Origin of the sequence: Nocardia sp. NBC_01503, from assembly GCF_036327755.1 — a bacterium.
In the GTDB taxonomy this organism is placed as follows: domain Bacteria; phylum Actinomycetota; class Actinomycetes; order Mycobacteriales; family Mycobacteriaceae; genus Nocardia.
Genome location: NZ_CP109596.1, coordinates 2989897 through 3013298, shown reverse-complemented (window position 1 = coordinate 3013298; position 23402 = coordinate 2989897). Strand labels below are relative to the sequence as shown.

The window sequence follows — 23402 nt, the reverse complement described above, 5'->3', positions numbered from 1 at the left end:
GGCTGTGTGCTGCGTCACGGGTTCGCGGCCGCTGTGGATCCCGGCCAAAACGCGCCGGGATGACGAGGGCTTGCCACTCCGGATGACGAGAGACTTGCCGGACCGGGAAGACGGGAGGTAGGCGCGCCGGGCAGAGGGGGGTCAGGCGGTGCGTGGAGCGATTGTGTCGGTGCGCGTGAAGTAGGCGAGTTTGTCGGGGTTCGCCACCAGGCGCAGGGCTGCCATGCGGTCGTCGGTGATTTCGGCGGCGAGCACCAGGATGGTCGTGCCGTGCGAGCGCGCGACGATCGCGGGTGCGCCGTTGACATCCTCGACGCCGACCGACAGGCCCGGAATCTCGGTGGCGAAGAGTTTGACCAGGTAGTGCGCCACCTTGGCCGCGCCGACCACGGGACGGCGGGCGGCATTGATCTTGCCGCCGCCATCGGCCACCGAGACGATATCGGCGGTGAACATGGCCTCCAGCGCGGCCACATCACCGGAACCGGCTGCCACCAGGAACTTTTCGTAGAGCGCGTAGGCGTGCGCGGGCGCCGGGTCGAAGCGCGGTCGATCCTCGCGCACATGTTGGGTGGCACGGCGGTAGAGCTGCTGGGAATTGGCCTCGGTGAGGTCGAGCATGTCGGCGATCTCGCGATGCGCGTATCCGAAGGCCTCGCGCAGCACGAAGACCGCGCGCTCGGCAGGGGTGAGCCGCTCCAGCAGGGTCAGGAAGGCCAGTGAGACCAGTTCACGCTGCTCCACCGATTCCAGTGGACCGAGTTCGGCCGCGCCGGTGGCGACCGGTTCGGGTAGCCAGGGGCCGATATAGGTCTCGCGGCGGGCACGGGCCGAATCCAGCCAGCTGCGGCAGAGATTCACCAGGATGGTGGTCAACCACGCCTCGGGGGAACGGATCTCGGCATTCGCGCTGGCGGCCCAGCGTAGGTAGGTCTCCTGTACGGCGTCCTCGGCCTCGCTCGCCGAACCGAGCATGCGATAGGCGAGGGCGAACAACCGCGGTCGATGCCGCTCGAACTCCACCAGTTCGCTGGCGTCCATCCGTTCACCCGTCCTCGCGTCACCCACTCGATCGGGGACATTACGCCTGCCCGGGGACAGTACGGCGGTGAGTATCCACCCACCACTCGCCATGATCGAATACGGCTGCGCCACAAAGACTGATCGGTACTGCGCCTTACGAAGTTACTTCGCCGCGCCGATCGCGTTGGCCACCGGGGTATTGGCGTAGGTCTGCGCGAGGCAGGCGAGTTTGGCGGTGCCGAGGGCGACATTGGGGCTGCCGTCGAATTTGGAGCCCGGATTTGCGGAGAGCACCTGCTGGATGACCTGCTTCTCGGTATCTCCGTCGAGATCCCGGAATTCACCGCAGGTGGTCTGCGCGCCATTGGGGGCGGAGGTCTTCTTGGCGGCGGTCGCGGTGGTCGCGGGAGCGCCGGCCGGAGGTTCTATCGGCGGGGCGGCCGGCGTGGAGGCGACGGGGGCGGCGGATTTGGCCGCGGCGGAGGTGGCGGTTTCCTTGCGTAGGCCGCTGGATTCGGCGGAACTACCCGATCCGCACGCGGTGAGGCCCAGTACCAGCGCACCCGCGGCCAGGGCGACGATCGCAGTCTGTTTCATAACCCTTTTCCGAGACCGTTTTGGAGCATCCTCACACCGGGTCCGGCCCGGCGCTCGTGGCAGAGTACCCGGACACGATGGGACGACGCACCGGGGTGCGGAACAATCCAGCCGTGCGGGCGGCACCGGTCCCGTATCGTCACAACGAGGCGAAATGAGACGAATCACCTTCGATCAGAGGAGGTCTCATGCCCGCACCGAAAACCCCCATCGTCTTCGTTCACGGTCTGTGGATGCACAGCGATAGCTGGACCCCGTGGCTCGAATACTTCGATCGCGCGGGATTCGCGACCGTCGCCCCCGGCTGGCCCGGCGACGGACCCGATCCGGCGAGCACCCGCGCGCACCCGGAGGCGCTGCGCAATCGCGGGATCGCCGAGGTCACCGACCACTACGCCAAGTACATCGCGGACCTGCCCGCGCCACCGATCGTCATCGGCCACTCGTTCGGCGGGCTGATCGCACAGAAACTGCTCGCCGCGGGCAGCGCCATCGGCTGCGTCGCCATCGCACCGGCGCAGTTCAGGGGCGTGTACATCCTGCCGCCCGCTCAATTGCGCAGTGCCGGACCGATTCTCGCGCAACCGTGGCTGCGGTCCAAGACCTGGTCACATACCGCGGACAGCTATCACCGATCCTTCGCCAACGCGGTACCGCGCGCGGAATCGGATCAGCTGTTCACGCAGTATGTGATTCCGGCCCCGGTGAAGCCGCTTTTCCAGGCGGCGCTGTCGAATGTGAGCCCGAAAACCGAAGCGGCCGTGGATGTTCACGCACCACGTGGACCGCTGCTGCTGATCGCGGGCACCGCGGATCGAACCGTTCCGGCCGCCATTGTTCAGTCGGAGTTCAAACTCCAGCAGCGGAATTCGGGAGTCACCGAACTGAAGGTGCTCCAGGGTCGAGGTCATTCCATGGCGGCCGATCACGGCTGGCACACCATCGCCGATCTGGCGCTGGACTTCCTCACCACACACAAGCTGGCACCTCAGGAATGAGCGAAACCCCTGGGAGACGCTGTCTCCCAGGGGTTTCACACACGGCCCGCGCTCAGTTCAAATGGCTCTGCCAGTCGGCGGGTACGCGCTCACGCGGCCCCGGCACGGTCTGACCGACCGGGTGGTGCTGCGGTGCGGCCAATTCCGGCCCCTCACCGTACATATCCTCGGTCTGATAGTTGTAGAACCAGCTCTCACCGGGCTCATAGCTCTGCGCGAACGGATGTCCGCTGCTCGCGGCATGTTTGGAGGCGTGCTGCGAGGGTGAGCTGTCACAACAACCCACGTGCCCGCACTGCGCGCAGCGCCGCAGGTGCAGCCACCAGCCCTGGTTCGCATCGCATTCCACGCATCCGGGACCGCTCGGGGCCACGGTGGTATCGATTCCCTCGATCTGTGCCTTGTCCGACATCATCCGCCTCCTGTATCAGGGTGCCGTGCTTGCTGTTTCGATGTTCTCGGGAGCCACGGCCGCCGCCGATCCCGCCAGCGGCAGTCGCACGATGAACCGGGTATCACCCGGTTCGGACTCCACCCGGATATCACCGTGATGCTTGTTCACCACAATGCGGAAGGAGATGTCCAGGCCCAGACCGGTGCCCTCGCCGACCGGTTTGGTGGTGAAGAACGGTTCGAAGATCCGGGTGCGGATCTCCAGCGGCACACCGGGCCCGGTATCGCCGATTTCGACTGCGGCACAGTCACCTTCACGATAGGTGCGAATGGTCAGCGTGCCACGACCGTGCATGGCCGCGATGGCGTTGTCGATCAGATTGGTCCACACCTGATTCAACTCGGCGGCATAGCAGGGCACCGTCGGCAGCGCGTGGTCGTACTCCTTGACCACCTGGATATCGTCACCGATCTTGCGGCCCAACATGACCAGTGTGCTGTCCAGCAGTTCATGGATATCGACCACCTGGAACGGCGCGCGATCCATCTGCGAGTACTGCTTGGCCGCGTTCACCAGCGTGGAGATGCGGGTGGTGGAGTCGGCGATCTCGTTCATGAGCAGTTCGGTCTCGACCGTGTAGTTCAACCAGCGGATCGCGCCCTCGAAAACCGCGCCCTCACAACCGGTGAGGATGCCGTGCACCTTCTCCAGCCAGTCGATATCGAATCCGGCCTGAACGAAGGTGGGCGCGATATCCCAGCCGTTGGAGATATCGTGCGCCTCCAGCCAATCGCCGAGTTCGTCCTCGCGGTCGGCGGCTTCCAGCGGGGTCAGGGTGGGGGCCTTGGCCACCTGGGCGGCGGCCTCCTCCTGCAATTGCGCCAGCGCCTCCATGGTCGCGGAGTCGAATTTGCCGGTGGACATCATCTTCAGCTTGTGCCGCATGCCCGCGACGCGTTCGCGCAGTGAGGAGGTGGCGCGGACGGCCGCGGCGGCCGGATTGTTCAGCTCATGGGTCAGGCCCGCGGAGAGCGAACCCAGCGCGAGCAGTCGCTCACGCTGTCCGATGCGTTCATTGGCATTGCGGTTGCCGAAGAAGACGCCCTCCAGCAGGTGCACCGCCATCGGGAACCATTCCTGCATCATCTTCGCGAAGGTGCCGGCGTCCAGGACGAAGAATTTGGACGGTTTGGTGACGTAGAACGATCCGCTGTAGTGCTGATCGACCTTGTCGCCCATGTACGCGGTCCACGCGCCCGAGTAGGAGCCGTGATGATCGGTGCGGACGAGTTCGATCTCCTCACCGCCCGACATCTTGGTGAGCCGGACCTCGCCGTCCATCAGGACGTAGAAGCAGGTGCCCGGCTCGCCCTCGCGGTACACCAGACCCGGTTCGAAGTGTTCGACGCGGCCGTCCTTGCAGAGCCAGGCCAGCTGTTCGTCGGTCAGCTTCTCGAACAGGAACAGGTCCCGCAGTTCATTGGGATCGCAGATGTATGTATGTCCCACAGCTCAACTCCTACTGTTTCGCGATCCAGCGGTGCACGAGCATGACGGCCATGGCGCCTTCGCCGACCGCCGACGCCACTCGTTTCGCCGACTCAGACCGTACGTCTCCGGCCACGAAGACACCGGGAACGCTGGTCTCCAGATGTTGCGGCGGGCGGGGCAGTTCCCAGCCGGCCGGTTTGCTGCCGTCCACCATGAGATCGGGACCGGCGAGCACATAGCCCTTGTCATCACGGTGTACGACACCGTCGAGCCAATCGGTCTCCGGGGCCGCACCGATGAACAGGAACAACCGCTCGGCATCGACCTTTTCTTCCGCGCCGGTCGCATTGTCACGCAGTACCAGGCGCTCCAGATGATCGTCACCATCGGCCGAGACCACCTCGGTGCGCGGATGCACCTTGATATTCGGAATCTGCTCGATCTGCTGGATCAGATAGTGCGACATGGAATCCACCAGGGATTCCGCCCGCACCAGAATGTGCACGGTGCGCGCGTGCCGGGAGAGGTACACCGCCGCCTGACCCGCCGAATTCGCGCCGCCGACGATATAGATATCGCGCTCCGAGCAATCCGAGGCCTCGGTCATGGCGGATCCGTAATAGACGCCGCGCCCGGTGAATTCATCCACGCCGGGGGCGGGATGATGCCGGTAGTTCACGCCGGTCGCGATCACCACGCTGTGCGCGGCGATCTTGGAGCCGTCGGCGAATCGCACCACGCGCGCCGAACCGCAGGGCTCCAGCCCCACCACCTCGCGGGTGGTGATCAACTCGGCCCCGAATTTCACGGCCTGGCGGCGGGCGCGATCGGCGAGCTGGGCGCCCGAAAGCCCGTCCGGGAAGCCGAGATAGTTCTCGATGCGCGAGCTCTGGCCCGCCTGACCGCCGGTCGCGGTGCGCTCGACCAGTACGGTGCGCAGGCCCTCGGAGGCGCCGTAGACCGCCGCGCCCAGCCCGGCCGGGCCACCGCCGACCACGATCAGGTCGTAGAAGTCGTCGGCCGGATCGGTATTGAGCCCGACCGCCGTGGCCAACTCCGAATCGGTGGGCATCACCAGCACCTCACCGCTGGAGTTGATGATCACCGGACATTGATCCTCGGTGGCATTGGCGGCGGTGAGCAGGCGCGCGCCCTCGGGCTCGTCGAATTGGTACCAGCGGTACGGCAATTGATTGCGCGCCAGGAATTCGCGCACCTCCGAGCAGCGGGCCGACCAGCGGTGCCCGACCACCTTGGTCTCGGTCACCGGTTTGTGATCATCGCTGCGCCAGGCATCGAGCAGGGCGTCGATCACCGGGTACAGCTTCTCCTCCGGCGGATCCCACGGCTTGAGCAGATAGTGGTCCAGATCGACCACATTGATGGCCTCGATGGCGGCATCGGTATCGGCGTACGCGGTGAGCAGTACGCGGCGCGCGTACGGGTGCAGGTCCATGGCCTGCTCCAGGAATTCGACGCCGTTCATACCCGGCATCCGATAGTCGGCGATCAATACCGCGACCGGCTGGCCGCGCAGTTTCAGTTCCCGAAGTACCTCGAGCGCGTCCGCGCCCGACTCCGCCCGCAGAATCCGGTAATCCGCCCCGTACCGGCGGCGCAGATCACGAACCACGGCACGTGAGACGCCCGGATCGTCGTCCACGCTGAGGATGGCCGGCTTGGCGGTAGCTGGTGAAGTCACCTAAGAAGTATGAGCCGCGTTGGCAAGTCGAATGCGGTTCGAGTGTCCGCCATGCGCGAACTCCAGGACGCTGTCGTCGGGAACTCCGGCGCGTTCACCTGGTCAAATCCGATGGTGCTGAACCAGATCCAGCTCGTTCGGCGTGAGCAGTCGTTCCAATCGTTCCTCGAGTTGACCGTTGGGTCTCGATCTTCTGGGTCTGCGGGGAACCGGGGAGGCATCGCGTGTCTCGTCGGAGGGTAGGAGCGGGACCTGTTCGGCGCCGTTCGCGGAGCCGGATTCGTCGGAGACGCTGGTCTTGCGATGCAGGAGCGAGCGCAGTTTCACGGCCGATCACCTCACGTTTCGCATCGGAAGCTGGTGGCCTGTCTGTTACTTCGTCTATCCCACATTGTGCGCCGCCCATTACATTCGGCCATACGCCAACACTCGGAATGTGATCTAGTTGATTTTCAGTGTTCGGTTTGTTGTTCGATGTTCGATTGTCCCGATATGTCCGCGTCCACCTAAGATGCGTAGTACTGATCGTCACGTCTTCCGGAGGCAGCGTTGCCGAACACCCTCGAAGCCACCATCGACATCGCGGCCGCGCCCGAGCAGGTCTGGAGCGTCATCTCCGATCTCAAGCGCATGCCGGAGTTCAGCCCGAACACCGTCCGCATGCAGCCGCTGGGTAAGACCAAGACCGGCACCTGGACCGTCAACCTCAATCGCGACGGCGCGAAGTTCTACCCGACCACCTCCCGGGTGGTGCGCTTCGAACCCAATCGCGCGATCGCCTTCCGGATGAACGAGAACTTCACCATCTGGAGCTTCACCCTGGAGCCCACCGAGGGCGGCACCCGGCTCATTCAGCGCCGGGATATCCCCAAGGGCGTCAACCCGGTCGTGCGCAAGCTCATCGACAAGGTGCTCGGCGGCGAGCAGGTCTTCGAGGCGAACCTGGTCACCGGTATGAACGAAACCCTCGGCAGGATCAAGCAAACCGTCGAGAAGTGATGCGCGTGTTTGCCGGTGGTCCGCAGCCCCGATGCGTAGGTTCGCGGGTATGCGACGACGTATAGGGATCTGCGCCGCGGCCACCGGACTCGCGCTCCTGCTCACCGGCTGCGGCACCGATAACGACCGCGCGGTGACCGTGGTCGGCACCGGCAAGGTGTCGGGTGTCCCCGATGTGCTCAATGCCGATCTGGGGGCGGAGGTCACCGCGGCCGATGTCTCCACCGCGGTCGACGGGGTGAACGCCAAGGCCAAGGCCATGACCGATGCCATGGTCACCGCCGGGGTCAAGCGCGAGGACGTGAAGACCAGCGAACTATCGGTCCAGCCCACCTATGGGCCGGAGGGGCGCTCCGTCATCGGTTACAGGGCAAGCAATTCCGTGCATATCGCGGTGCGCGACCTGCCCAAGGCCTCGGCCATTCTCGACTCGGCGGTCAAGGCGGGCGGCAATGACACCCGCATCTCCTCGGTGGCCTTCGGGCTCGAGGACAATGCCAAACTGCTCTCGGACGCGCGGGCGCGCGCCTTCGACGACGCCAAGGCGCGGGCGCAGCAGTACGCCGACCTGTCCGGGCTGAAGTTGAAGAAGGTCAAGACCATCAACGAGGGCAGTAGCGGCGGGCCCACCCCGATGCAGCGCCAGGCCGCACCGGGCGATAGCGGTTTCGCGCTGGAACCGGGCCAGCAGACGGTGACCTTCGATGTCACCGTCGTCTGGGAACTCGGTTAGCCCACCGGTTTTCGGTACTAGCTCTTCCAATTCGGCAGTGTCACAACCTGTGCCGCGTAGGACAGGCCCGCACCGAAGGCGATGAGCAGGGCGGTGCCGCCGGGTTTGGCATCGCCCTGCCGCAGTAGCGCCTCCATGGCCAGCGGAATCGAGGCGGCCGAGGTATTGCCGGTCTCCTCGATGTCATTGGCCAGGGCGCAGTGCTCGGGCAGGTGCAGCACCCGGGCCATGATCTCGATGATCCGGCCGTTGGCCTGATGCGGAACCATGGCGTCCAGCTCGTCGGGGGTCAGACCCGCGCGTTCGATCGCGTCACGGCAGACCTTCTCCAGAGAGTGTGCGGCCCAGCGGAATACGGCCGTGCCTTCCATGGCGAGGTACGGGCGGACGGCGTCCGGCCCCTTGGCGTCGATCTCGCGGAAGAACTCCATCCAGTCCTTGTCCTGGCGGATGGCGTGGTGCTGGGTGCCGTCCGAACCCCAGACCGTCGGGCCGATGGCGGGCTCGTCCGAGGCGCCGACCACCACCGCACCCGCACCATCGGCGAAGAGGAAGGCGGTGCCGCGGTCGGTCGGATCGACGGTATCGGTGAGCCGCTCCACGCCGACGACCAGGACATTGCGTGCGGTACCGCCCTTGACCAGATCCGAGGCCACCGCCAGGGCGTGACAGAAGCCCGCGCAACCCGCCGAGATATCGAAGGCGGCGACACCGTTGAGGCCCAGTTCGGTGGCGATCTGCGGTGCGGCGGCCGGGGTGAGCAGCAGCCAGGTCGAGGTCGCGACAATGACGCAGTCGATGGTGTTCGCATCGATCTCGGCGGCCTCGATGGCGTCGCGGGCGGCCGCGGCGCTCATGCTGATGATGGTCTCGTCGGGCCCGGCGAAGCGGCGGGTGCGAATACCGGAGCGGGTCCGAATCCACTCGTCGGTGGAGTCGATCGGCCCGGCGACCTCATCATTGGTGACGACCCGGGCGGGGCGGTACACGCCGAGCCCGAGCATTGCGGTGTGCTCTACCCCGCTGATCGAGGCAATTCGAGCAGCCATGGTGCATCTCCTATGTACTGCGCGTCGAACATGACCTTCATCGGGTTCCCCACCCCCCGCGGGACGCGAATGCCGCAGACATGAGGCCCCCTCATATTAATCGGATCAGCCTCTCACGGAAGTGCGTTCACCCACAATTCGCCCTGACGCCGAACTACATCACCCCCAAATGTTCGCGGCCGTCCCGGTTCCGACCCGACCGACCAGAGCGAAGGAAGCGAACCAGAACTTCACCCCCGCGAACCAGCCCGCGGAACCGAACACCCCAAGGTTCGCGGCCGTCCCGGTTCTGGACTGAGTGGAGCGGAGGAGCGAAGCGGAGGAGCGGAAGAAGGGAAGAACCGAGACTTCACCCCCGCGAACCAGCCCGCGGAACCGAACACCCCAAGGTTCGCGGCCGTCCCGGTTCTGGACTGAGTGGAGGCGGGGGAGCGCAGCGGAGGAGCCGGAGGGAGGGAAGAACCGGGACTTCGGGGCCGCGAACCCGCCCGGAGCGAAGCGGAGGGCAAATTAAACACAGGAAGAACCGGGACTTCAGGGCCGCGAACCCCGCCCGCAGCGAAGCGGAGGGCAGATATATACAGCCGCGAACCGGCCGGAGCGAAGCGGAGGCAAATTAAACACAGTATCGTGTGATCGCGGTCCCTGACCGCCCCCATCCGCGCATGAAAGAGGAGCTTGTGGCCCGCCGTCCCACCCCGCCCGGCACTCCCGAAACCACCGGACTCGGCCACGTCGCCGATCTGGTCCGCTCCGCCATCCCGCCGCTGCACCCGGCCGGGCTGCCCTTCGTGGCCGCCCCGCTCGCGGTAGCCGTGCTGGGTTTCCGGCGTAAGTGGGTGCGACGCACGGGATTGTTCGCGGCCGCGGCGACCGCCACCTTCTTCCGGCATCCGCATCGGGTGCCGCCGAATCGGCCCGGCGTGGTCGTCGCGCCCGCCGATGGTGAAGTGGCACTGGTCGATACGGCCGTACCGCCCGCCGAGTTGAATCTGGGCGATCAGCCGCTGCCGCGCGTGAGCATCTTCCTGTCCGTGCTCGACGTGCATGTGCAGCGCATGCCGATCTCCGGCAGCATCGACGAGATCGTCTACAAGAAGGGCGAATTCCTCTCCGCGGATCTGCCCGAGGCGAGTGACGCCAATGAGCGCAACTCCATGGTGGTGCTGACCGAGAACGGCCAGCGCCTGGTGGTCGTGCAGATCGCCGGATTGCTGGCGCGGCGCATCGTCTGCGAGCCGAAGGTGGGCGACAAGCTCTCCATCGGTGAGACATACGGGCTCATCCGGTTCGGCTCCCGCGTGGACACCTACTTCCCGGCCGGTACCAAACTGCTGGTCGTACCCGGGCAGCGGACCATAGGCGCGGAAACGGTGCTGGCCGAACTGGATTCGTGATGGAGCAACTCGCGCCCGCACCGGCGCTGCGCCGCTCGGCCCGCAATCGCACCGTGCGGCTGCTGCCGAGCATGGTCACCATTCTCGGACTGTGCTCGGGGCTCTCGGCGGTGAAGTTCGCCATGCAGGGCCAGTTGGCGATAGCGCTGGCGCTGGTCGGGGCCGCCGCGATCTTCGACATGCTGGACGGGCGGATCGCCCGCATGCTGGATGCCACCACCAAGATGGGCGCGGAGCTGGATTCGCTCTCCGATGCCATCGCCTTCGGTGTCGCGCCCGCGCTGGTGCTGTATGTGACCTTCCTGCACGCGGACAGTGTGGGCTGGATCGTGGCGCTCATGTTCGCGGTCTGCATGGTGCTGCGGCTGGCCCGGTTCAACACGCTCATGGATGACGACTCCCGGCCGGATTGGCAGCGGGAGTACTTCACCGGTGTGCCCGCGCCCGCGGGCGCGCTCATCGCGCTGCTGCCGATCGCACTGTCCGAGCAGTTCGGCGACGGCTGGTGGGTGAGTTTCCCCGCCGTGGCGGTGTGGGTGGTGCTGACCGGACTGCTGTGTGTGAGCACACTTCCGACGCTGGCCATCAAGTCGGTGTCGGTGGCTCCGCGCAACGCGCCGGTGCTGCTGGTGCTGGTGGCCCTGGCCGCGGCGCTGCTGGTCACCTACCCGCTGATTCTGATGATGGGGCTGGTGGTGCTGTACCTGGGACATATCCCGTTCGCCGTGCACTCGGCGCGCTGGGTGGCGGCCCGCCCGGAGACCTGGGATCACAAGCCCGCCGAACGCCGGGCGCAGCGCCGCGCTCAGCGCCGCAGACCGATTCGCAGCATCTCGACCGCACGCCTGCGCCTGCGCCGCCCCGGCGGCCGGCTCTAACGCCTGCGCCGCCCCCGCGGTCGGCTCCGAACACCCGCCCTCTCCCCCGCTCCGCAGATACCCCACCCCGATGGCTCGCGGCCGTCCCGGTTCTGGACTGAGTGGAGCGGGGGAGCGCAGCGGAGGAGCGGAGGGAGGGAAGAACCGGGACTTCAAGGCCGCGAACCCGCCCGGAGCGAACCTGCGCCGCCCCGGCGGCCGGCTCTAACGCCTGCGCCGCCCCCGCGGTCGGCTCCGAACACCCGCCCTCTCCCCCGCTCCGCAGATACCCCACCCCGATGGCTCGCGGCCGTCCCGGTTCTGGACTGAGTGGAGCGGGGGAGCGCAGCGGAGGAGCGGAGGGAGGGAAGAACCGGGACTTCAGGGCCGCGAGCCCGCCCGGAGCGCAGCGGAGGGCAGAAAACACAGCCGCGAGCCCGCCCGGAGCGAAGCGGAGGGCAAAATGAGCACTGTGCCCGAACTCGCGTTGACCGCACGACTCAATATCTCCGCCGCCGATGCCCGCAGGGGGTTGGTGCGGTTGCATCCGGAAGCGCTGGCCGCGCTCGGGTTGCGGGAGTGGGATGGGATCTCGTTGATCGGGGCGCGACGGACCGCGGCGGTGGTGGCTGTCGCACCGAAGGGAACGCCCACCGGGGTGGCGCTGCTGGACGATGTGACGCTGTCGAACGCGGGGGTGCGCGAGGACACGACGGTGACGGTCGCGCCCGCTGTCGTTTTCGGGGCGCGGCAGATTTCGGTGACCGGGTCCACGCTGGCCACCGGGTCGATTCCGGAGACCACGCTGCGGCAGGCGCTGTTGGGCAAGGTGGTGACGGTCGGGGATACCGTGTCGCTGCTGCCCCGAGATCTGGGGCCGGGGACCAGTACTTCGGCTGCGACGCAGGCGCTTTCGCGAATCTTCGGGATCGCGTGGACCTCCGAGCTGTTGACCGTGACCGCGACCGACCCCTCCCCCGGGCCGGTGAGCGTGCAGCCCAATAGCGCGGTGGTGTGGGGTCCCGGAATCGCGGCGACGGATTCGCCACGTTCACTCATGGGTGACGAGTCCGCACAGGCCCCGGATCGCCGGGATCGCTCCGCGCCCGCGGTGCGCGCGGCCTCGCCCGCACCGGTTTCGGCGGTGGCGGTGGCCGATCTGGCGGGTGTGCAGGCGCAGGCGGCCAAGCTGACCGAATGGTTGAATCTGGCCCTCGATGAGCCGGAGCTGTTGAAAACCCTTGGGGCGACCTCACATTTGGGTGTGCTGATCACCGGCCCGGCGGGCGTCGGCAAGACGACGCTGGCCCGTGCGGTGGCGGGTACCCGGCGGCTGGTGGAGCTGGATGGTCCGTCGGTGGGCGCGACCGAGAGCGGCACCCGGCTGCGCGAGGTGAATATGGCTGTCTCCGATATCTGTTCGGGTGCGGGCGGGGTGCTGCTCATCACCGATATCGACGCCCTGCTGCCCGGGGTTGCTGAGCCGGTGGCGACGCTGATTCTCGATCAGTTGCGGGCGGCGGTGGCCGCTCCGGCGGTGGCATTGCTGGCGACGACCTCGCATCCGACCGAGGTGGATGCCCGGCTGCGCGCACCGGAGCTGTGCGATCGCGAGGTGACGCTGCCGCTGCCGACGGCGGCGGTGCGGGCGGCACTGCTGGAGCAGCTGTTGCGCAAAGCGCCAACCGATGGTCTGCGTTTGGATGAGATCGCCTCGCGCACACCAGGTTTCGTGGTGTCGGATCTGGCCGCACTGGTGCGCGAGGCGGCGCTGCGGGCGGCATCGCGATCGAGCCGGGAGCATTCGGAGCCCATGCTGCGGCAGCAGGACCTCATCGGGGCGCTGGAGGTGATCCGCCCGCTGTCGCGTTCGGGCACCGAGGAGTTGGCCATCGGCAGCCTCGGTCTCGACGATGTCGGCGATATGGTGGAGACCAAACAGGCGCTGACCGAGGCGGTGCTGTGGCCGCTGCGGCATCCGGATTCGTTCGCGCGACTCGGTATCGAACCGCCGCGTGGCGTACTGCTCTACGGTCCGCCGGGGTGTGGCAAGACATTCCTGGTGCGCGCGCTCGCCAGTACCGGGCAATTGAGTGTGCACACCGTCAAGGGCGCGGAGTTGATGGATAAATGGGTGGGCTCCTCCGAGCGCGCGGTGCGCGAATTGTTTCAGCGCGCACGCGATTCCGCGCCGTCGCTGATTTTCCTGGACGAGGTGGACGCGCTCGCGCCGCGGCGTGGGCAGAGTGGCGATTCGGGGGTGACCGATCGGGTGGTGGCCGCGCTGCTCACCGAACTCGACGGTGTGGAGCCGCTGCGCGATGTGGTGGTGGTCGGTGCGACCAATCGCCCGGAATTGATCGATCCGGCGTTGACCCGGCCGGGCCGGATGGAGCGGCTGGTTTTCGTGCCGCCGCCCGATGCGGCCGCGCGTGCGGAAATCCTGCGCACCGCGGCGAAATCGGTGCCGCTGGCGAAAGAGGTGGATCTCCGCAAACTCGCAAAGGATTTGGACGGATATTCGGCGGCCGATTGTGCGGCGCTGCTGCGGGAATCGGCGCTGTCGGCGATGCGCCGCGATGTGGACGCCGCCGATGTCACCGCGGCCGATGTCGCGGCCGCTCGAGCCGCTGTTCGGCCGTCGCTGGATCCGGTTCAGGTGGAGTCGTTGCGGTTGTTCGCGGCGCAGCGGGCGGCTTCGGGATAGCCGCCGGATGGTCGATGTCCAGCTAATAGAGACCAATCGGTTTGTTAACTGAATTCGCTCCGCGCCGAAATCAATTAGGCGAGTCGAACCGATCGGTACGGGTGAGCACGGTAATTTCACCCAGGTGAGGCCGTATCAGGTAGCGACCGAGACGATCACGGCACTGGTCGCGACGACGGTTGCTGGACTTTCACTAGCCATGCCGATCGATTTCGGCTGGACCTCCAATACCTCGGCGCTGCAATTGGATCTGCTGGCGTACTCACTACCGCGCGCGATTGCCGCGGGCGTACTGGTCGCCATGATCTCCGCAGTTCTCATCACCACGCTGGGCAGCATTGTCATCGCCTGGTCCACCGCACTCGGCGGGCTCATGGCATTGACGGTGAACCATATCTTCGGCCATCAGACCGAACCGTCCTCCGCACTCTCCACCTTGAATTTCATCGATTCCCTCGCGGGCGGGCTGGTATTGGGCGCACTCGGCGCGGCGGTGCTGCACCATCGACTCCCCGCCTACGGCTGGACGCTGGGCATCATCACCAGCGTGCTACTCGGTTCGGTCAGCCCCATGCCGCATCTGGGCGGTGTACTCAAGGACGGATCCGGTACCAGCGCCTGGGAATCCATGGAGATGCCACCGCTGTGGATGCTGGAGCTCGCGCTGGTGCTGGTGGCCATCGGCACGCTGAGCAATCGCAATCGCACACCGGCGGAGCGGCCCTCGATCGAACTGCCACTCGCGCCGATTCTGGCCGGTGTGGTGCTGGTGCTGGTGACCGTCGCCAGTGCGGAGTGGCTGGCGCGGCACGGCGACACCTTCGCGGGCATCGGGGTGGCGGTGGTGACCACGGTGGCGACCGCGCTCATCGCGGCCATGCTGCTGCCCGGTCGTGATGGTGAATTGGTGCTGGTGACAGTGGGTTTGAGTGCGGTGGGCTCGGCGGCGCTGGCGGCGGAGCTACCGGCCTGGACCATTCCGCTCGCGGTGGCGATCACGGTATTCGGCATGTGGTACGGCACCCGCCGGGGTGCGCCCATGACCTGTCTGGTGCTGATACTGCTGCTCGGCCTGTTCACCGCGATCACCGCGAACTCCGATCGCGCGATTCTGACGGTCGGCGGTACCGCGGCGCTGGCGTGGCTGGTCGGCTACGGATTGACCTCGGCGAACCCGCGTTTCGTGCCGAATCGGGTACTGGCCACCATGGTCATCTTCATTCCGTCGGCGGTGCTGGGTCTGCGCGACTATGTGGCGCGCGGGCACTACGCCATGCAGGACTCGAGCAAGGCCGTGGTGTGCACGGTGGTGTCGGAGGATACGTCCGCGCCCGGCTGGACGGCGAGCCTGATCGTCATCGGTTGTATCGGTGGCCTGTACGCCCTGCGGCGCAATCGCTCCGCGGCGACCGCACCCGGCGGCGATACCGGCGAGGCGGCGGCTCAGGCGTGAGCTGCCGCGCCGACCGCGGCGGGGGCGGGCGTGGTCGCGAACCAGGTGCGGTAGAAGGCGGTGGCATAGCCCGCCAGCAGTCCGAGAATCATGACTCCGGCCGGCACCGGGTTCTGGGCGATCTCGACCGAGAGGTACCGGTAGCCCAGTAGCAGCACCGCCACCAGCACGGCGCCGCCCGCGACGAGCTGGATCCGGGCCCGGTCCCAGCCGCGGGCCGGATCGCGCAGGCCGGATTCGATGGTCATGCACAGCACCGCGCCGACCACCAGATCCGCACCGTAGTGATAGCCGAATCCGAGGGTGGCCGAGAGGGTGGCGAGCAGCCAGAACGTACCGCCCCAGCGCAGCCAGGCCGGTGCGGGTGAACCGTCGGCATCGCGGCGCGAGTGGATGAAGATCGAGAGCGCCCACGCGGTGTGCAGTGAGGGCATGCAGTTGCGCGGTGCGATGGTGCCGAAGGGAATGGCCCCGGGCGAAAGGTCGATGGGCGGCACCACATTCGGCCAGTAGTTGCCGAGCGCGAAGCCGTGCCCGTCCGCGCCGTAGGCGAAGATGGGGCCGACCACCGGGAAGATCACGTAGAAGATCGGGCCGATCAGGCCGACGACCAGGAAGGTGCGCACCAGGTAGTGCCCGGGCCATACGCCGGTCCGGACCACATTGCGCAGCTGCCAGATGGTGACGATCATCGCGCCGACAGGCAGTTCGATATAGACCCAGTGCAGGATGAATTCGGCTACCGGACCGAGGGTTTCGAGCACCTGGCCCATGACCCAGGACGGATTGCCGAGCGCGCGGTCGACCAGCACGACGTGTTCGTCCAGCACCTGCGGCCCGGCCATCATGGTGATGACCAGCCACACCTCGGCGACTTTGCTCGAGAGTGTGAGCAGAATGCCGAGCGCCGCGGCGTGCAGGGCATTGCGCTTGTCCTTGCCCTCCCAGCCGAAGTTGGCGATCAACACGATGCCGGTGAGCACGATGACGGGGCCGTTACCCAGGGCGAGCGGTCCGCCACCGAGGGTGCGGATCACCTGGTACACCAGGTCGATGGCGGCCGCCGCGCCGACGGCGATGAATCGCCGCCGCCAATTCAGGCCGATGAGCGCGAGCCCGAGTCCGGCCCACGGCACGGTGACCGATTTCGGGGTGCCCGCGTAGTCGGCCCAGAGGCTCTCCAGGGGTCCGAGGAAGTGATTGTGCGCGGCGATCAACTGCAATCCGATGAGCAGCATCGGGACGGCGGTCAGCAACGCCGCGAGCTGCAGGCGCCGTGAGGGCAGCCAAAAGGTCCGGCGTGCTCCACCCACCACTTCGGAACGCGGACCGTCGAGCAACACCAAGCCATAGTAAACGTCGCATGAACGCGAGCTCCCGCGCCAGCTGAACATCGGGCGCGGGTCCGGCCGGGCGAGCCCCGGTCGCGGCCGGGTCACCCCTGGCCAGTGCGTACGCCGTTCAACTCGGCGTAACCGAAATCACACCTCGCGGAAATGGATGGGCTCGGCCGAGTTCTACTGTGCCAGTTCCCGTGTGGCCCTACTGGGCCAGTTCGGTGACGAGTGAATCGACGACGCTGACCAGATCACCCTGGTTGGCCGCGGCCACCCGCCGCTGCCGCTGATATGAGGCCCCGCGCTTGGGGATATCGGCGACCAGTGCGAGTTCGTTCTCGCAGCCCAGGCTCTTGGCGGTGGGCTCGAGGCGGTTCAGCAGGTCCATCAGATCATCGGTCACCAGGCGTTCATTGCTGGCGGCGTCGGTGATGATGATGGCGTCCAGCCCGTAGCGGGCGGCTCGCCATTTGTTCTCCTGGACATGCCAGGGCGGGATGGTCGGCAGGGTTTCGCCGGATTCGACACGGCGGTCCAGATCCACGATGAGACAGTGGATGAGCGCCACGATGGCGGAGAGTTCGGACCGGCTGGGGGTGCCGTCGCAGACGCGCACCTCGATGGTGCCCCATTTGGGTGCGGGCCGGATGTCCCAGTGCATGCCGCCGATCTGTTCGAACACACCGGTTTTCATCTGGTCGTGCGCGAAAGCCTCGAACTGCGTCCAGTTTTCGAATTGGAAGGGCAGTCCGGCGGTGGGCAGCTGCTGGAACATGAGGGCGCGGTTGCTGGCATAACCGGTGTCCACACCCGCCCACATGGGCGAGGAGCTCGAGAGCGCGAGCAGATGCGGATAGGACAGCAGCAGCGAGTTCAGGATCGGAAAGACCTTCTCCTGGTGGGAGATTCCGACGTGCACGTGCACGCCCCAGATCAGCATCTGCCGCCCCCACCACTGGGTGCGCTCGATCAATTCGTCGTAATGCGGACTGCGCGTGAGCTGTTGGGTCGACCACTGCGCGAACGGATGCGTCCCGGCGCAGAACAGATCGACGCCCAAGGGGTCCGCGGCACGGCGCACCGCGTCCATGGTGGCGTGCAGCTCGTCGACGACCTCGCCGACATTGTCATGCTTACCGGAGACGAGTTCGACGGTATTGCGCAGCAGCTCCTTGGTGATCTGCGGATGACCGTCCCAGGAGCGAAGATCACCGCAGGCCTCGAAAACCGCTGCGGCCGTATTGGAAAGGTCGCGCGTCGTCTTGTCGACGAGCGCGACCTCCCACTCCACGCCGAGCGTGGGCCGAGGCGAACTGTTGAAGTGGACCTTCGAAATGCCTGCCCCGGCCATGGTTCACCTATGGGTTATGCGACTACGCCGCAGGCGACACGAGCGCCCGCGTCGCCGGTCGCCAGCGTTTCGGCGTCCGGCCCGGCGGCGCCACCGGCCTGGGTGTAGCGACTCGGAATATTGCCGAAGTTGTCCGCACCCGCATGGATCATCAGGGCCTTGCCCTTGAGCTCGTCCAGGGTGACGGCGTCCGTGGTGGTGACCAGCTTGGCGGTGCCGTCCTGCTTGACCTCGAGGGAGGTGAGGTCACCGCTGGCCGGATGCGCGTTCTGATCACCGGACTGGAAGTGGCCACCGGCGGAGAGGAAATCGCCGGCCGCGCCACCGGTGGGAGCGACGGAATTCGGCTCACACTTGCCGATCTGGTGCACGTGCAGGCCGTGGAAGCCCGGCTTGAGGCCGTGCGCCTCGACCGTGACCTCGAGGTGGTTGCCGACCTTGCCGAAGGTGGCGGTGCCGACGGTCTGGCCGTTCGAATCCTTCAGCGTGGCGCTGACGGAGTCGGTCGGCGGGTTGGTGAGCCCACCGTGTTCGGTACCTGCCGGTGCGGGAGAGCTGGTGAAGACCGGCGGGGTCGTCCCCTTGACGTCGCTCGATTCCTGGCCGTTCGAGCAGCCTGCGATACCGAGGACCGCGACCGCGAGCACCGGGGTCACAGTCCACCAGGACGGGCGACGAGTTGTGGACGGGGCCATCGGGGAACTCCTTTACGAGTCCGAGTTTAAAGAAAGCTGCGTGGACATGATTACTACTCGGACAAGATGATGCCAGAGCCGTGACCCACTCCCCCGCAGGGGCTGGCCGGGTGTTCGGGAGCCCAGCGGTTGCCACTCACAAGCGGATCAGTTGCCCGTGACGATGACGATGACTCCGGGCGGGCTGTCGATGATTCCGGCGAATCGCGGCTCGGCACTGACGCCGAGCTGGGCGGCGATGGCCTGCGCCGCGGCCTTCTCCGAGGCCGAACTGCCGTAGTACACAGTGGTTTTCGGGATGACACCGGCGCCGTAGTTACCGGTCTCGGCGATATTCCAGCCGTCGGCGGTGAGATCGTTCGCGGTCTTGGCGGCCAGGCCCGCGACCATGCTGTTGTTGAGAACCCGTACGGGAACGGACTTGTCGACGCCGGCGGCGGCCGTGGTGGTCGGCGGCGGGGCGGTGGTGCTGGGCGGTGTGGTGGTCGCCGAGGCGGCGCTGCTCGGCGGCGAAGCGGCCACCACCGGCGGCGATGATGATGAAACCCCCGGCGCCGCAGTGGTACTCGCCACAGTTGTGGCGGATGTGCTGGACGCCTCGGCGTCGGAGGAGTCCGAGCTCGACAGCGACATCGCGCCGATTCCGGCGAAGACGATGGCCAGCGCGATCAACACCATGGCCAGCGCCCGCAGCGGCGGGCCGCCGGACGGCGAATTCGGAGTGCTCACGGCGTGGAGCCTAATCGCTGCGACGGGTCCGGGCGGTTCACACCTGGAATCCGAGACGGCGTGCGGCCCTGGTCTTCTGGCGGCTGGCACGCAGCCGGCGCAGGCGTTTCACCAGCATGGGGTCCGCGGCGAGGGCTTCGGGCCGGTCCACCACGGTATTGAGGACCTGGTAGTAGCGGGTGGCCGAGAGATCGAACAGCTCCCGGATGGCTTCTTCCTTCGCACCGGCGTACTTCCACCATTTGCGCTCGAAATCGAGAATGTCGAGTTCACGTCGCGAGAGGCCGTGTGCGCCATCGGCGTCCGGTGCGGTGATGTCGGCCGCGATATCCGCGCTCACGGAAGGGCCGTCCCCGCTTGCGGAAATGTTCCGGGCCGCTGCGCTGTCCATAGTGCTCCCTCGCCGAGTGGTCACCAGACGAATATGGTGCTGTGTCCGCCGCCCATTCAACCACGCGGCGCAGACATCGCGGCGCGTACCGTTCGGCGTGTTTTGGCAAACAAACCCCGGCGTGTCTCTGTTAATGGCCTCCGCTTCGCTGTGTCTATTTGCCTCCGCTGCGCTCCGGCGGTTCGTGGCCCTGTAACCCCGGATCTTCCCTCCTCCGCTCCTCCGCTGCGCTCCCCCGCTCCGTCAGTCCAGATCCGGGGGCGGGCCACGAACTTGCAGGTCTGGGCTCGCGGCGGGTGCCGCGAGGATGCCCAGTAGGCTTTGTGGCATGGCTATTCTCCCGATCGTCATCGTCGGCGACCCGGTTCTGCACAACCCGACCGAGAAGGTCACGCAGACACCCGAGGAACTGGCCGAGTTGATCGCGGACATGTACGAAACCCTGGACGCCGCGCACGGTGTCGGTTTGGCCGCCAATCAGGTCGGCGTACCGCTGCGACTGTTCGTCTACGACTGCCCCGACGAGGGGCCCGACGGCACCGTGGTGCGGCGTCGCGGTGCGGTGATCAATCCGGTGCTGGAGACCTCCGAGATTCCCGAGACCATGCCCGATCCCGATGACGACGAGGAGGGCTGCCTCTCGGTTCCGGGTGAGCAGTTCCCCACCGGGCGCGCGGAGTGGGCGAAGGTCACCGGCACCGATGAGCACGGCGCACCGGTCGAACTCGAGGGCGAGGGCTTCTTCGCCCGCATGCTCCAGCACGAGACCGGACATCTGGACGGCTTCCTCTACGTGGATGTGCTGATGGGCCGCTACGCCCGCGGCGCCAAGAAGGCCATCAAGCGAAATGGCTGGGGCACACCCGGTTTGAGCTGGATTCCGGGCACCGTCCCGGATCCGTTCGGGCATGACGACTGACCCCCGTTCACCCGACTCCGCACTACCGCCCCTCGGCCGGAGGGTGGTGGTGCGCTATCGCCTGCCCGAGGGTTATCCACAACCGCTCACCGATGTGATCGGCGAAGTCACCGCGACCGATCCGCTGACCGTCCGCACCGGCGACGGTCAGGTGGTCTCGGTGGCGTGGGATCGGGTGGTGGCGTGGAAGGAATTGGGCCCCAGGCCCATTCGCACCAGTGAGATCCGCGCCCTGGAGGCCGCGGCGGCCGACGGTTGGCCCGGCACCCAGCGCGCCTGGATCGACGGCTGGTTGCTCCGTGCCGGTGACGGATACACCGGGCGCGCGAATTCCGCTGTGCCATTGGGCGGTTCGGATGGACCGGCGCTGACCTCCACCGATACCGTGCACAAGATCGGCGAATGGTACACCGCGCGTGGGCTTCCGCTGCAATTGCTGCTGCCGGATCGACTGGCCCTGGTGCCCGCGGGCTGGCGCACCTGGAGTGAGACCCAGGTGCTGGCGGTCGATATCGCGACCATGGTGCTGCCGCCCGGACCCTCGATGGTGCGGATCACCGGCGAACCGGACGGGGCGTGGCTGTCCATGCACCGGCATCGCGGCGGTGATACCGAGATCGGCTCGACGCCGACCGTGCAGGTGCTCACCGCGGTACGGGACGGCGAATTGGGTTTCGCCACACTCGGTTTGCCCGCACCCCTGGCCATCGGCCGGGCGGCGGTCACCACCGCGCCGGATGGGCGGCGCTGGGTGGGGCTCACCTGTATCGCGGTGGCGGCCGAGCATCGCAGGCACGGACTCGGCGCGCTGGTCTGCGCGGAATTGATCCGCTGGGGGCAGACACGCGGCGCGACACACGCCTATGTTCAGGTGGAGGCCGGTAATGAACCGGCGCTGGCGCTGTATCGGGAGCTCGGCTTCATCGATCATCACCGGTACCGGTACGCCGCGCCCTGATCCGCCCCGGATCTTCCGAAAGTCCATATTTCCGAAAGGCTTTGCTGTGCGTCTCGCGACCTGGAATGTGAATTCGATTCGCTCCCGGCAGGATCGGGTGCTGGCCTGGCTGGATCGGTCGGATATCGATGTGCTGGCCATGCAGGAAACCAAGTGCAAGGACGAGCAGTTCCCGTTCGAGGCCTTCGAGGCCGCCGGGTACGAGGTCGCGCATTTCGGGTTCAGCCAGTGGAACGGGGTGGCCATCGCCTCGCGGATCGGACTCGATGATGTGGAGATCGGCTTCCCCGATCAGCCCGGCTTCGACAAGGACGCGGGCGAATCACTGCTGAGTACACCGGTGGTCGAGGCGCGGGCCATCGGCGCGACCTGCGGTGGCGTGCGGGTGTGGAGTCTGTACGTGCCCAATGGTCGCGCGCTCGACGATCCGCACTACACCTACAAGCTGGAATGGCTTGCGGCGCTGCGTAATGCGGGCAGCAAATGGCTGAGTGAGGATCCGAACGCGCAGGTCGCCCTGGTCGGAGACTGGAATATCGCGCCCACCGACGCCGATGTGTGGTCACCGGAGTTCTTCGAGGGTAAGACGCACACGTCGGAGCCCGAGCGCGATGCCTTCGAGGCCATGACAGAGGCGGGGTTCACCGATGTGATGCGGCCGTTCCACCCCGGTCCGGGCGTCTACACCTACTGGGACTACACCCAGCTGCGCTTCCCCCGCAAGGAGGGCATGCGCATCGACTTCATTCTGGGCTCGCCCGATCTCTCCGCGCGCGTCACCGAGTCGAATGTGGACCGCGAGGAGCGAAAGGGTAAGGGCGCCAGCGATCATGCGCCTGTCGTCGCGGTCCTCGCGGACTAGCTCCGGCTACGCCGGGCGGGTCTTGATGGCATCCCGGGAGATGAAGACGTCATAGCTGCCGCCGGTGGCTATGACGGCATTGCCGTAGGCCGAGCGCACGAACGGTTTGGTGTACCAGGACTGGTCCTTCATATCCTTGAAGAAGTCGCCGTCGCCGTCGTTGAGGAAGATCTGGTTCTGCTTGGTGGCGATACCGTCCAGGCGCTGACCGTAGAGCCGGGTCACCTTGTAGCCGGAGTTGAAGCCGAGCGCGTTCACCCACGGTTCCAGCTCGACGATATTGGCCTGCAACACCCACATATCGCCCTCGACTTGGTATTTCAGATGCTGTTCGTCGTGGTCTTTGTCGCCGTAGAGGGTCAGGTCGACATCCATCAGGTGCTCCTGCCCGGAGACGGGCGTGGTCACGATGTGCGCCGCCTTGATCTCACCGGTGAGACCGAGGAACGTCTGTAGCAGTGTGGTGATCCAAAGGATCACCACCGCAACGAGAATCAGCGAGATGGCACCCGCGCCCCGCCCGGCGATGACTTTGAAGCCCACCTTGCGTGCCTTGAACAGCGCGGTTACGAGTAGAGCGATCGCACCGATCGCGAGCACGGCAATCAGGATCTGAATCCAGCCGAAGGACACCGGGAAGACCATGCCGTAGTTGTACCCGGTTATACCGACACATCACAGCAGGTCATAAATGAAAAATGCGTGTCATGTCGGCGCGTCACCAGACACGCCGAGCTGACACGCTTCTCGCGCCACACTC

General features: G+C 66.5%; 23 protein-coding genes. 10 read left to right on the top strand and 13 right to left on the bottom strand.

Annotation, left to right across the window (positions count from 1 at the left end; all coding sequences use genetic code 11):
* Positions 1 to 141 precede the first annotated feature (141 nt).
* Positions 142 to 1041 (bottom strand): RNA polymerase sigma-70 factor, encoded by a 900-nt coding sequence (locus tag OHB26_RS13505; protein ID WP_330184512.1) that lies wholly within the window; start codon positions 1039 to 1041, stop codon positions 142 to 144.
* A 144-nt stretch (positions 1042 to 1185) separates the two neighbouring features.
* The gene (locus tag OHB26_RS13500; protein WP_330184511.1) at positions 1186 to 1620 is read right to left on the bottom strand and encodes a hypothetical protein; all 435 of its coding nucleotides are present in this window, start codon (positions 1618 to 1620) and stop codon (positions 1186 to 1188) included.
* 188 nt (positions 1621 to 1808) lie between these two features.
* On the opposite strand from OHB26_RS13500, the gene OHB26_RS13495 reads away from it, so the two are divergent.
* A complete protein-coding gene (locus OHB26_RS13495; protein WP_330184510.1) occupies positions 1809 to 2618 on the top strand; it encodes an alpha/beta hydrolase in 810 nt (269 codons plus the stop codon).
* Positions 2619 to 2670: 52 nt separating this feature from the next.
* Here OHB26_RS13495 and OHB26_RS13490 read toward each other — a convergent pair whose 3' ends face one another.
* The 4 genes from OHB26_RS13490 to OHB26_RS13475 form a co-directional block, all read right to left on the bottom strand.
* Positions 2671 to 3033: a UBP-type zinc finger domain-containing protein gene (locus tag OHB26_RS13490; RefSeq protein WP_442942935.1), complete on the bottom strand. Its 363-nt coding sequence runs from the start codon at positions 3031 to 3033 to the stop codon at positions 2671 to 2673.
* Positions 3034 to 3045: 12 nt separating this feature from the next.
* The gene (locus OHB26_RS13485) at positions 3046 to 4521 is read right to left on the bottom strand and encodes an ATP-binding protein (protein ID WP_330184509.1); all 1476 of its coding nucleotides are present in this window, start codon (positions 4519 to 4521) and stop codon (positions 3046 to 3048) included.
* 10 nt (positions 4522 to 4531) lie between these two features.
* On the bottom strand, positions 4532 to 6205 hold the full coding sequence (locus OHB26_RS13480) for an FAD-dependent oxidoreductase (protein WP_330184508.1): 1674 nt from the start codon (positions 6203 to 6205) through the stop codon (positions 4532 to 4534).
* 102 nt (positions 6206 to 6307) lie between these two features.
* Positions 6308 to 6532: a hypothetical protein gene (locus OHB26_RS13475; RefSeq protein ID WP_330184507.1), complete on the bottom strand. Its 225-nt coding sequence runs from the start codon at positions 6530 to 6532 to the stop codon at positions 6308 to 6310.
* Between the two features lie 222 nt (positions 6533 to 6754).
* Between OHB26_RS13475 and OHB26_RS13470 the strand changes: the two genes are divergently transcribed.
* Together OHB26_RS13470 and OHB26_RS13465 are read left to right on the top strand one after the other, a co-directional pair.
* Complete coding sequence (locus OHB26_RS13470) at positions 6755 to 7204, top strand: SRPBCC family protein (RefSeq protein ID WP_330184506.1); 450 nt, start codon at positions 6755 to 6757, stop codon at positions 7202 to 7204.
* Positions 7205 to 7253: 49 nt separating this feature from the next.
* The gene (locus tag OHB26_RS13465) at positions 7254 to 7937 is read left to right on the top strand and encodes an SIMPL domain-containing protein (protein WP_330184505.1); all 684 of its coding nucleotides are present in this window, start codon (positions 7254 to 7256) and stop codon (positions 7935 to 7937) included.
* A 17-nt stretch (positions 7938 to 7954) separates the two neighbouring features.
* On the opposite strand, the gene OHB26_RS13460 is transcribed toward OHB26_RS13465, so the two are convergent.
* Entirely contained in the window at positions 7955 to 8986 is a 1032-nt protein-coding gene (locus OHB26_RS13460) for a beta-ketoacyl-ACP synthase III (protein ID WP_330184504.1), read from the bottom strand.
* Positions 8987 to 9666: 680 nt separating this feature from the next.
* Between OHB26_RS13460 and OHB26_RS13455 the strand changes: the two genes are divergently transcribed.
* The 4 genes from OHB26_RS13455 (at position 9667) to OHB26_RS13440 (ending at position 15400) form a co-directional block, all read left to right on the top strand.
* Positions 9667 to 10383 (top strand): phosphatidylserine decarboxylase, encoded by a 717-nt coding sequence (locus OHB26_RS13455; protein WP_330185630.1) that lies wholly within the window; start codon positions 9667 to 9669, stop codon positions 10381 to 10383.
* The gene (pssA, locus tag OHB26_RS13450) at positions 10383 to 11261 is read left to right on the top strand and encodes a CDP-diacylglycerol--serine O-phosphatidyltransferase (RefSeq protein WP_330184503.1); all 879 of its coding nucleotides are present in this window, start codon (positions 10383 to 10385) and stop codon (positions 11259 to 11261) included. The genes OHB26_RS13455 and pssA overlap by 1 nt, the downstream gene beginning before the upstream one ends.
* Positions 11262 to 11703: 442 nt before the next feature.
* Positions 11704 to 13947 carry an AAA family ATPase gene (locus tag OHB26_RS13445; RefSeq protein WP_330184502.1) on the top strand — a complete coding sequence of 748 codons (2244 nt, stop codon included), beginning with the start codon at positions 11704 to 11706 and terminating at the stop codon, positions 13945 to 13947.
* A 199-nt stretch (positions 13948 to 14146) separates the two neighbouring features.
* Positions 14147 to 15400, top strand: a complete 1254-nt coding sequence (locus OHB26_RS13440) for a hypothetical protein (protein WP_330184501.1) — start codon at positions 14147 to 14149, stop codon at positions 15398 to 15400.
* Here the strand turns inward: OHB26_RS13440 and OHB26_RS13435 are convergent.
* From OHB26_RS13435 to OHB26_RS13415, 5 genes are all read right to left on the bottom strand, one after another.
* Entirely contained in the window at positions 15391 to 16743 is a 1353-nt protein-coding gene (locus OHB26_RS13435; protein WP_330184500.1) for a phosphatase PAP2 family protein, read from the bottom strand. The genes OHB26_RS13440 and OHB26_RS13435 overlap by 10 nt on opposite strands.
* Before the next feature lie 199 nt (positions 16744 to 16942).
* Positions 16943 to 18088, bottom strand: a complete 1146-nt coding sequence (locus tag OHB26_RS13430; RefSeq protein WP_330184499.1) for a glutamate--cysteine ligase — start codon at positions 18086 to 18088, stop codon at positions 16943 to 16945.
* Positions 18089 to 18102: 14 nt separating this feature from the next.
* On the bottom strand, positions 18103 to 18783 hold the full coding sequence (sodC, locus tag OHB26_RS13425; RefSeq protein ID WP_330184498.1) for a superoxide dismutase[Cu-Zn]: 681 nt from the start codon (positions 18781 to 18783) through the stop codon (positions 18103 to 18105).
* Between the two features lie 147 nt (positions 18784 to 18930).
* The gene (locus OHB26_RS13420; RefSeq protein WP_330184497.1) at positions 18931 to 19512 is read right to left on the bottom strand and encodes a LytR C-terminal domain-containing protein; all 582 of its coding nucleotides are present in this window, start codon (positions 19510 to 19512) and stop codon (positions 18931 to 18933) included.
* Between the two features lie 37 nt (positions 19513 to 19549).
* Complete coding sequence (locus OHB26_RS13415; protein WP_330184496.1) at positions 19550 to 19903, bottom strand: DUF3263 domain-containing protein; 354 nt, start codon at positions 19901 to 19903, stop codon at positions 19550 to 19552.
* A gap of 328 nt (positions 19904 to 20231) precedes the next feature.
* Between OHB26_RS13415 and OHB26_RS13410 the strand changes: the two genes are divergently transcribed.
* The 3 genes from OHB26_RS13410 to OHB26_RS13400 are packed head-to-tail and all read left to right on the top strand — an operon-like array spanning position 20232 to position 22642.
* Positions 20232 to 20822, top strand: a complete 591-nt coding sequence (locus tag OHB26_RS13410; RefSeq protein WP_330184495.1) for a peptide deformylase — start codon at positions 20232 to 20234, stop codon at positions 20820 to 20822.
* Positions 20812 to 21780 carry an N-acetylglutamate synthase, CG3035 family gene (locus tag OHB26_RS13405; protein ID WP_330184494.1) on the top strand — a complete coding sequence of 323 codons (969 nt, stop codon included), beginning with the start codon at positions 20812 to 20814 and terminating at the stop codon, positions 21778 to 21780. The genes OHB26_RS13410 and OHB26_RS13405 overlap by 11 nt, the downstream gene beginning before the upstream one ends.
* Before the next feature lie 46 nt (positions 21781 to 21826).
* Complete coding sequence (locus OHB26_RS13400; RefSeq protein ID WP_330184493.1) at positions 21827 to 22642, top strand: exodeoxyribonuclease III; 816 nt, start codon at positions 21827 to 21829, stop codon at positions 22640 to 22642.
* Positions 22643 to 22648: 6 nt separating this feature from the next.
* Here the strand turns inward: OHB26_RS13400 and OHB26_RS13395 are convergent, their stop codons facing one another.
* Positions 22649 to 23287 (bottom strand): hypothetical protein, encoded by a 639-nt coding sequence (locus OHB26_RS13395; protein WP_330184492.1) that lies wholly within the window; start codon positions 23285 to 23287, stop codon positions 22649 to 22651.
* Positions 23288 to 23402 lie beyond the last annotated feature (115 nt).

Excerpts from the sequence above, each read along its gene's own strand:
- sodC (WP_330184498.1), bottom strand. The coding sequence starts at position 18,783 with ATGGCCCCGTCCACAACTCGTCGCCCGTCCTGGTGGACTGTGACCCCG.
- OHB26_RS13460 (WP_330184504.1), bottom strand. The coding sequence starts at position 8,986 with ATGGCTGCTCGAATTGCCTCGATCAGCGGGGTAGAGCACACCGCAATG.
- OHB26_RS13410 (WP_330184495.1), top strand. The coding sequence starts at position 20,232 with ATGGCTATTCTCCCGATCGTCATCGTCGGCGACCCGGTTCTGCACAAC.
- OHB26_RS13395 (WP_330184492.1), bottom strand. The coding sequence starts at position 23,287 with ATGGTCTTCCCGGTGTCCTTCGGCTGGATTCAGATCCTGATTGCCGTG.
- pssA (WP_330184503.1), top strand. The coding sequence starts at position 10,383 with ATGGAGCAACTCGCGCCCGCACCGGCGCTGCGCCGCTCGGCCCGCAAT.
- OHB26_RS13430 (WP_330184499.1), bottom strand. The coding sequence starts at position 18,088 with ATGGCCGGGGCAGGCATTTCGAAGGTCCACTTCAACAGTTCGCCTCGG.
- OHB26_RS13495 (WP_330184510.1), top strand. The coding sequence starts at position 1,809 with ATGCCCGCACCGAAAACCCCCATCGTCTTCGTTCACGGTCTGTGGATG.
- OHB26_RS13490 (WP_442942935.1), bottom strand. The coding sequence starts at position 3,033 with ATGATGTCGGACAAGGCACAGATCGAGGGAATCGATACCACCGTGGCC.
- OHB26_RS13500 (WP_330184511.1), bottom strand. The coding sequence starts at position 1,620 with ATGAAACAGACTGCGATCGTCGCCCTGGCCGCGGGTGCGCTGGTACTG.
- OHB26_RS13465 (WP_330184505.1), top strand. The coding sequence starts at position 7,254 with ATGCGACGACGTATAGGGATCTGCGCCGCGGCCACCGGACTCGCGCTC.
- OHB26_RS13505 (WP_330184512.1), bottom strand. The coding sequence starts at position 1,041 with ATGGACGCCAGCGAACTGGTGGAGTTCGAGCGGCATCGACCGCGGTTG.
- OHB26_RS13415 (WP_330184496.1), bottom strand. The coding sequence starts at position 19,903 with ATGGACAGCGCAGCGGCCCGGAACATTTCCGCAAGCGGGGACGGCCCT.
- OHB26_RS13405 (WP_330184494.1), top strand. The coding sequence starts at position 20,812 with ATGACGACTGACCCCCGTTCACCCGACTCCGCACTACCGCCCCTCGGC.
- OHB26_RS13445 (WP_330184502.1), top strand. The coding sequence starts at position 11,704 with ATGAGCACTGTGCCCGAACTCGCGTTGACCGCACGACTCAATATCTCC.
- OHB26_RS13440 (WP_330184501.1), top strand. The coding sequence starts at position 14,147 with ATGCCGATCGATTTCGGCTGGACCTCCAATACCTCGGCGCTGCAATTG.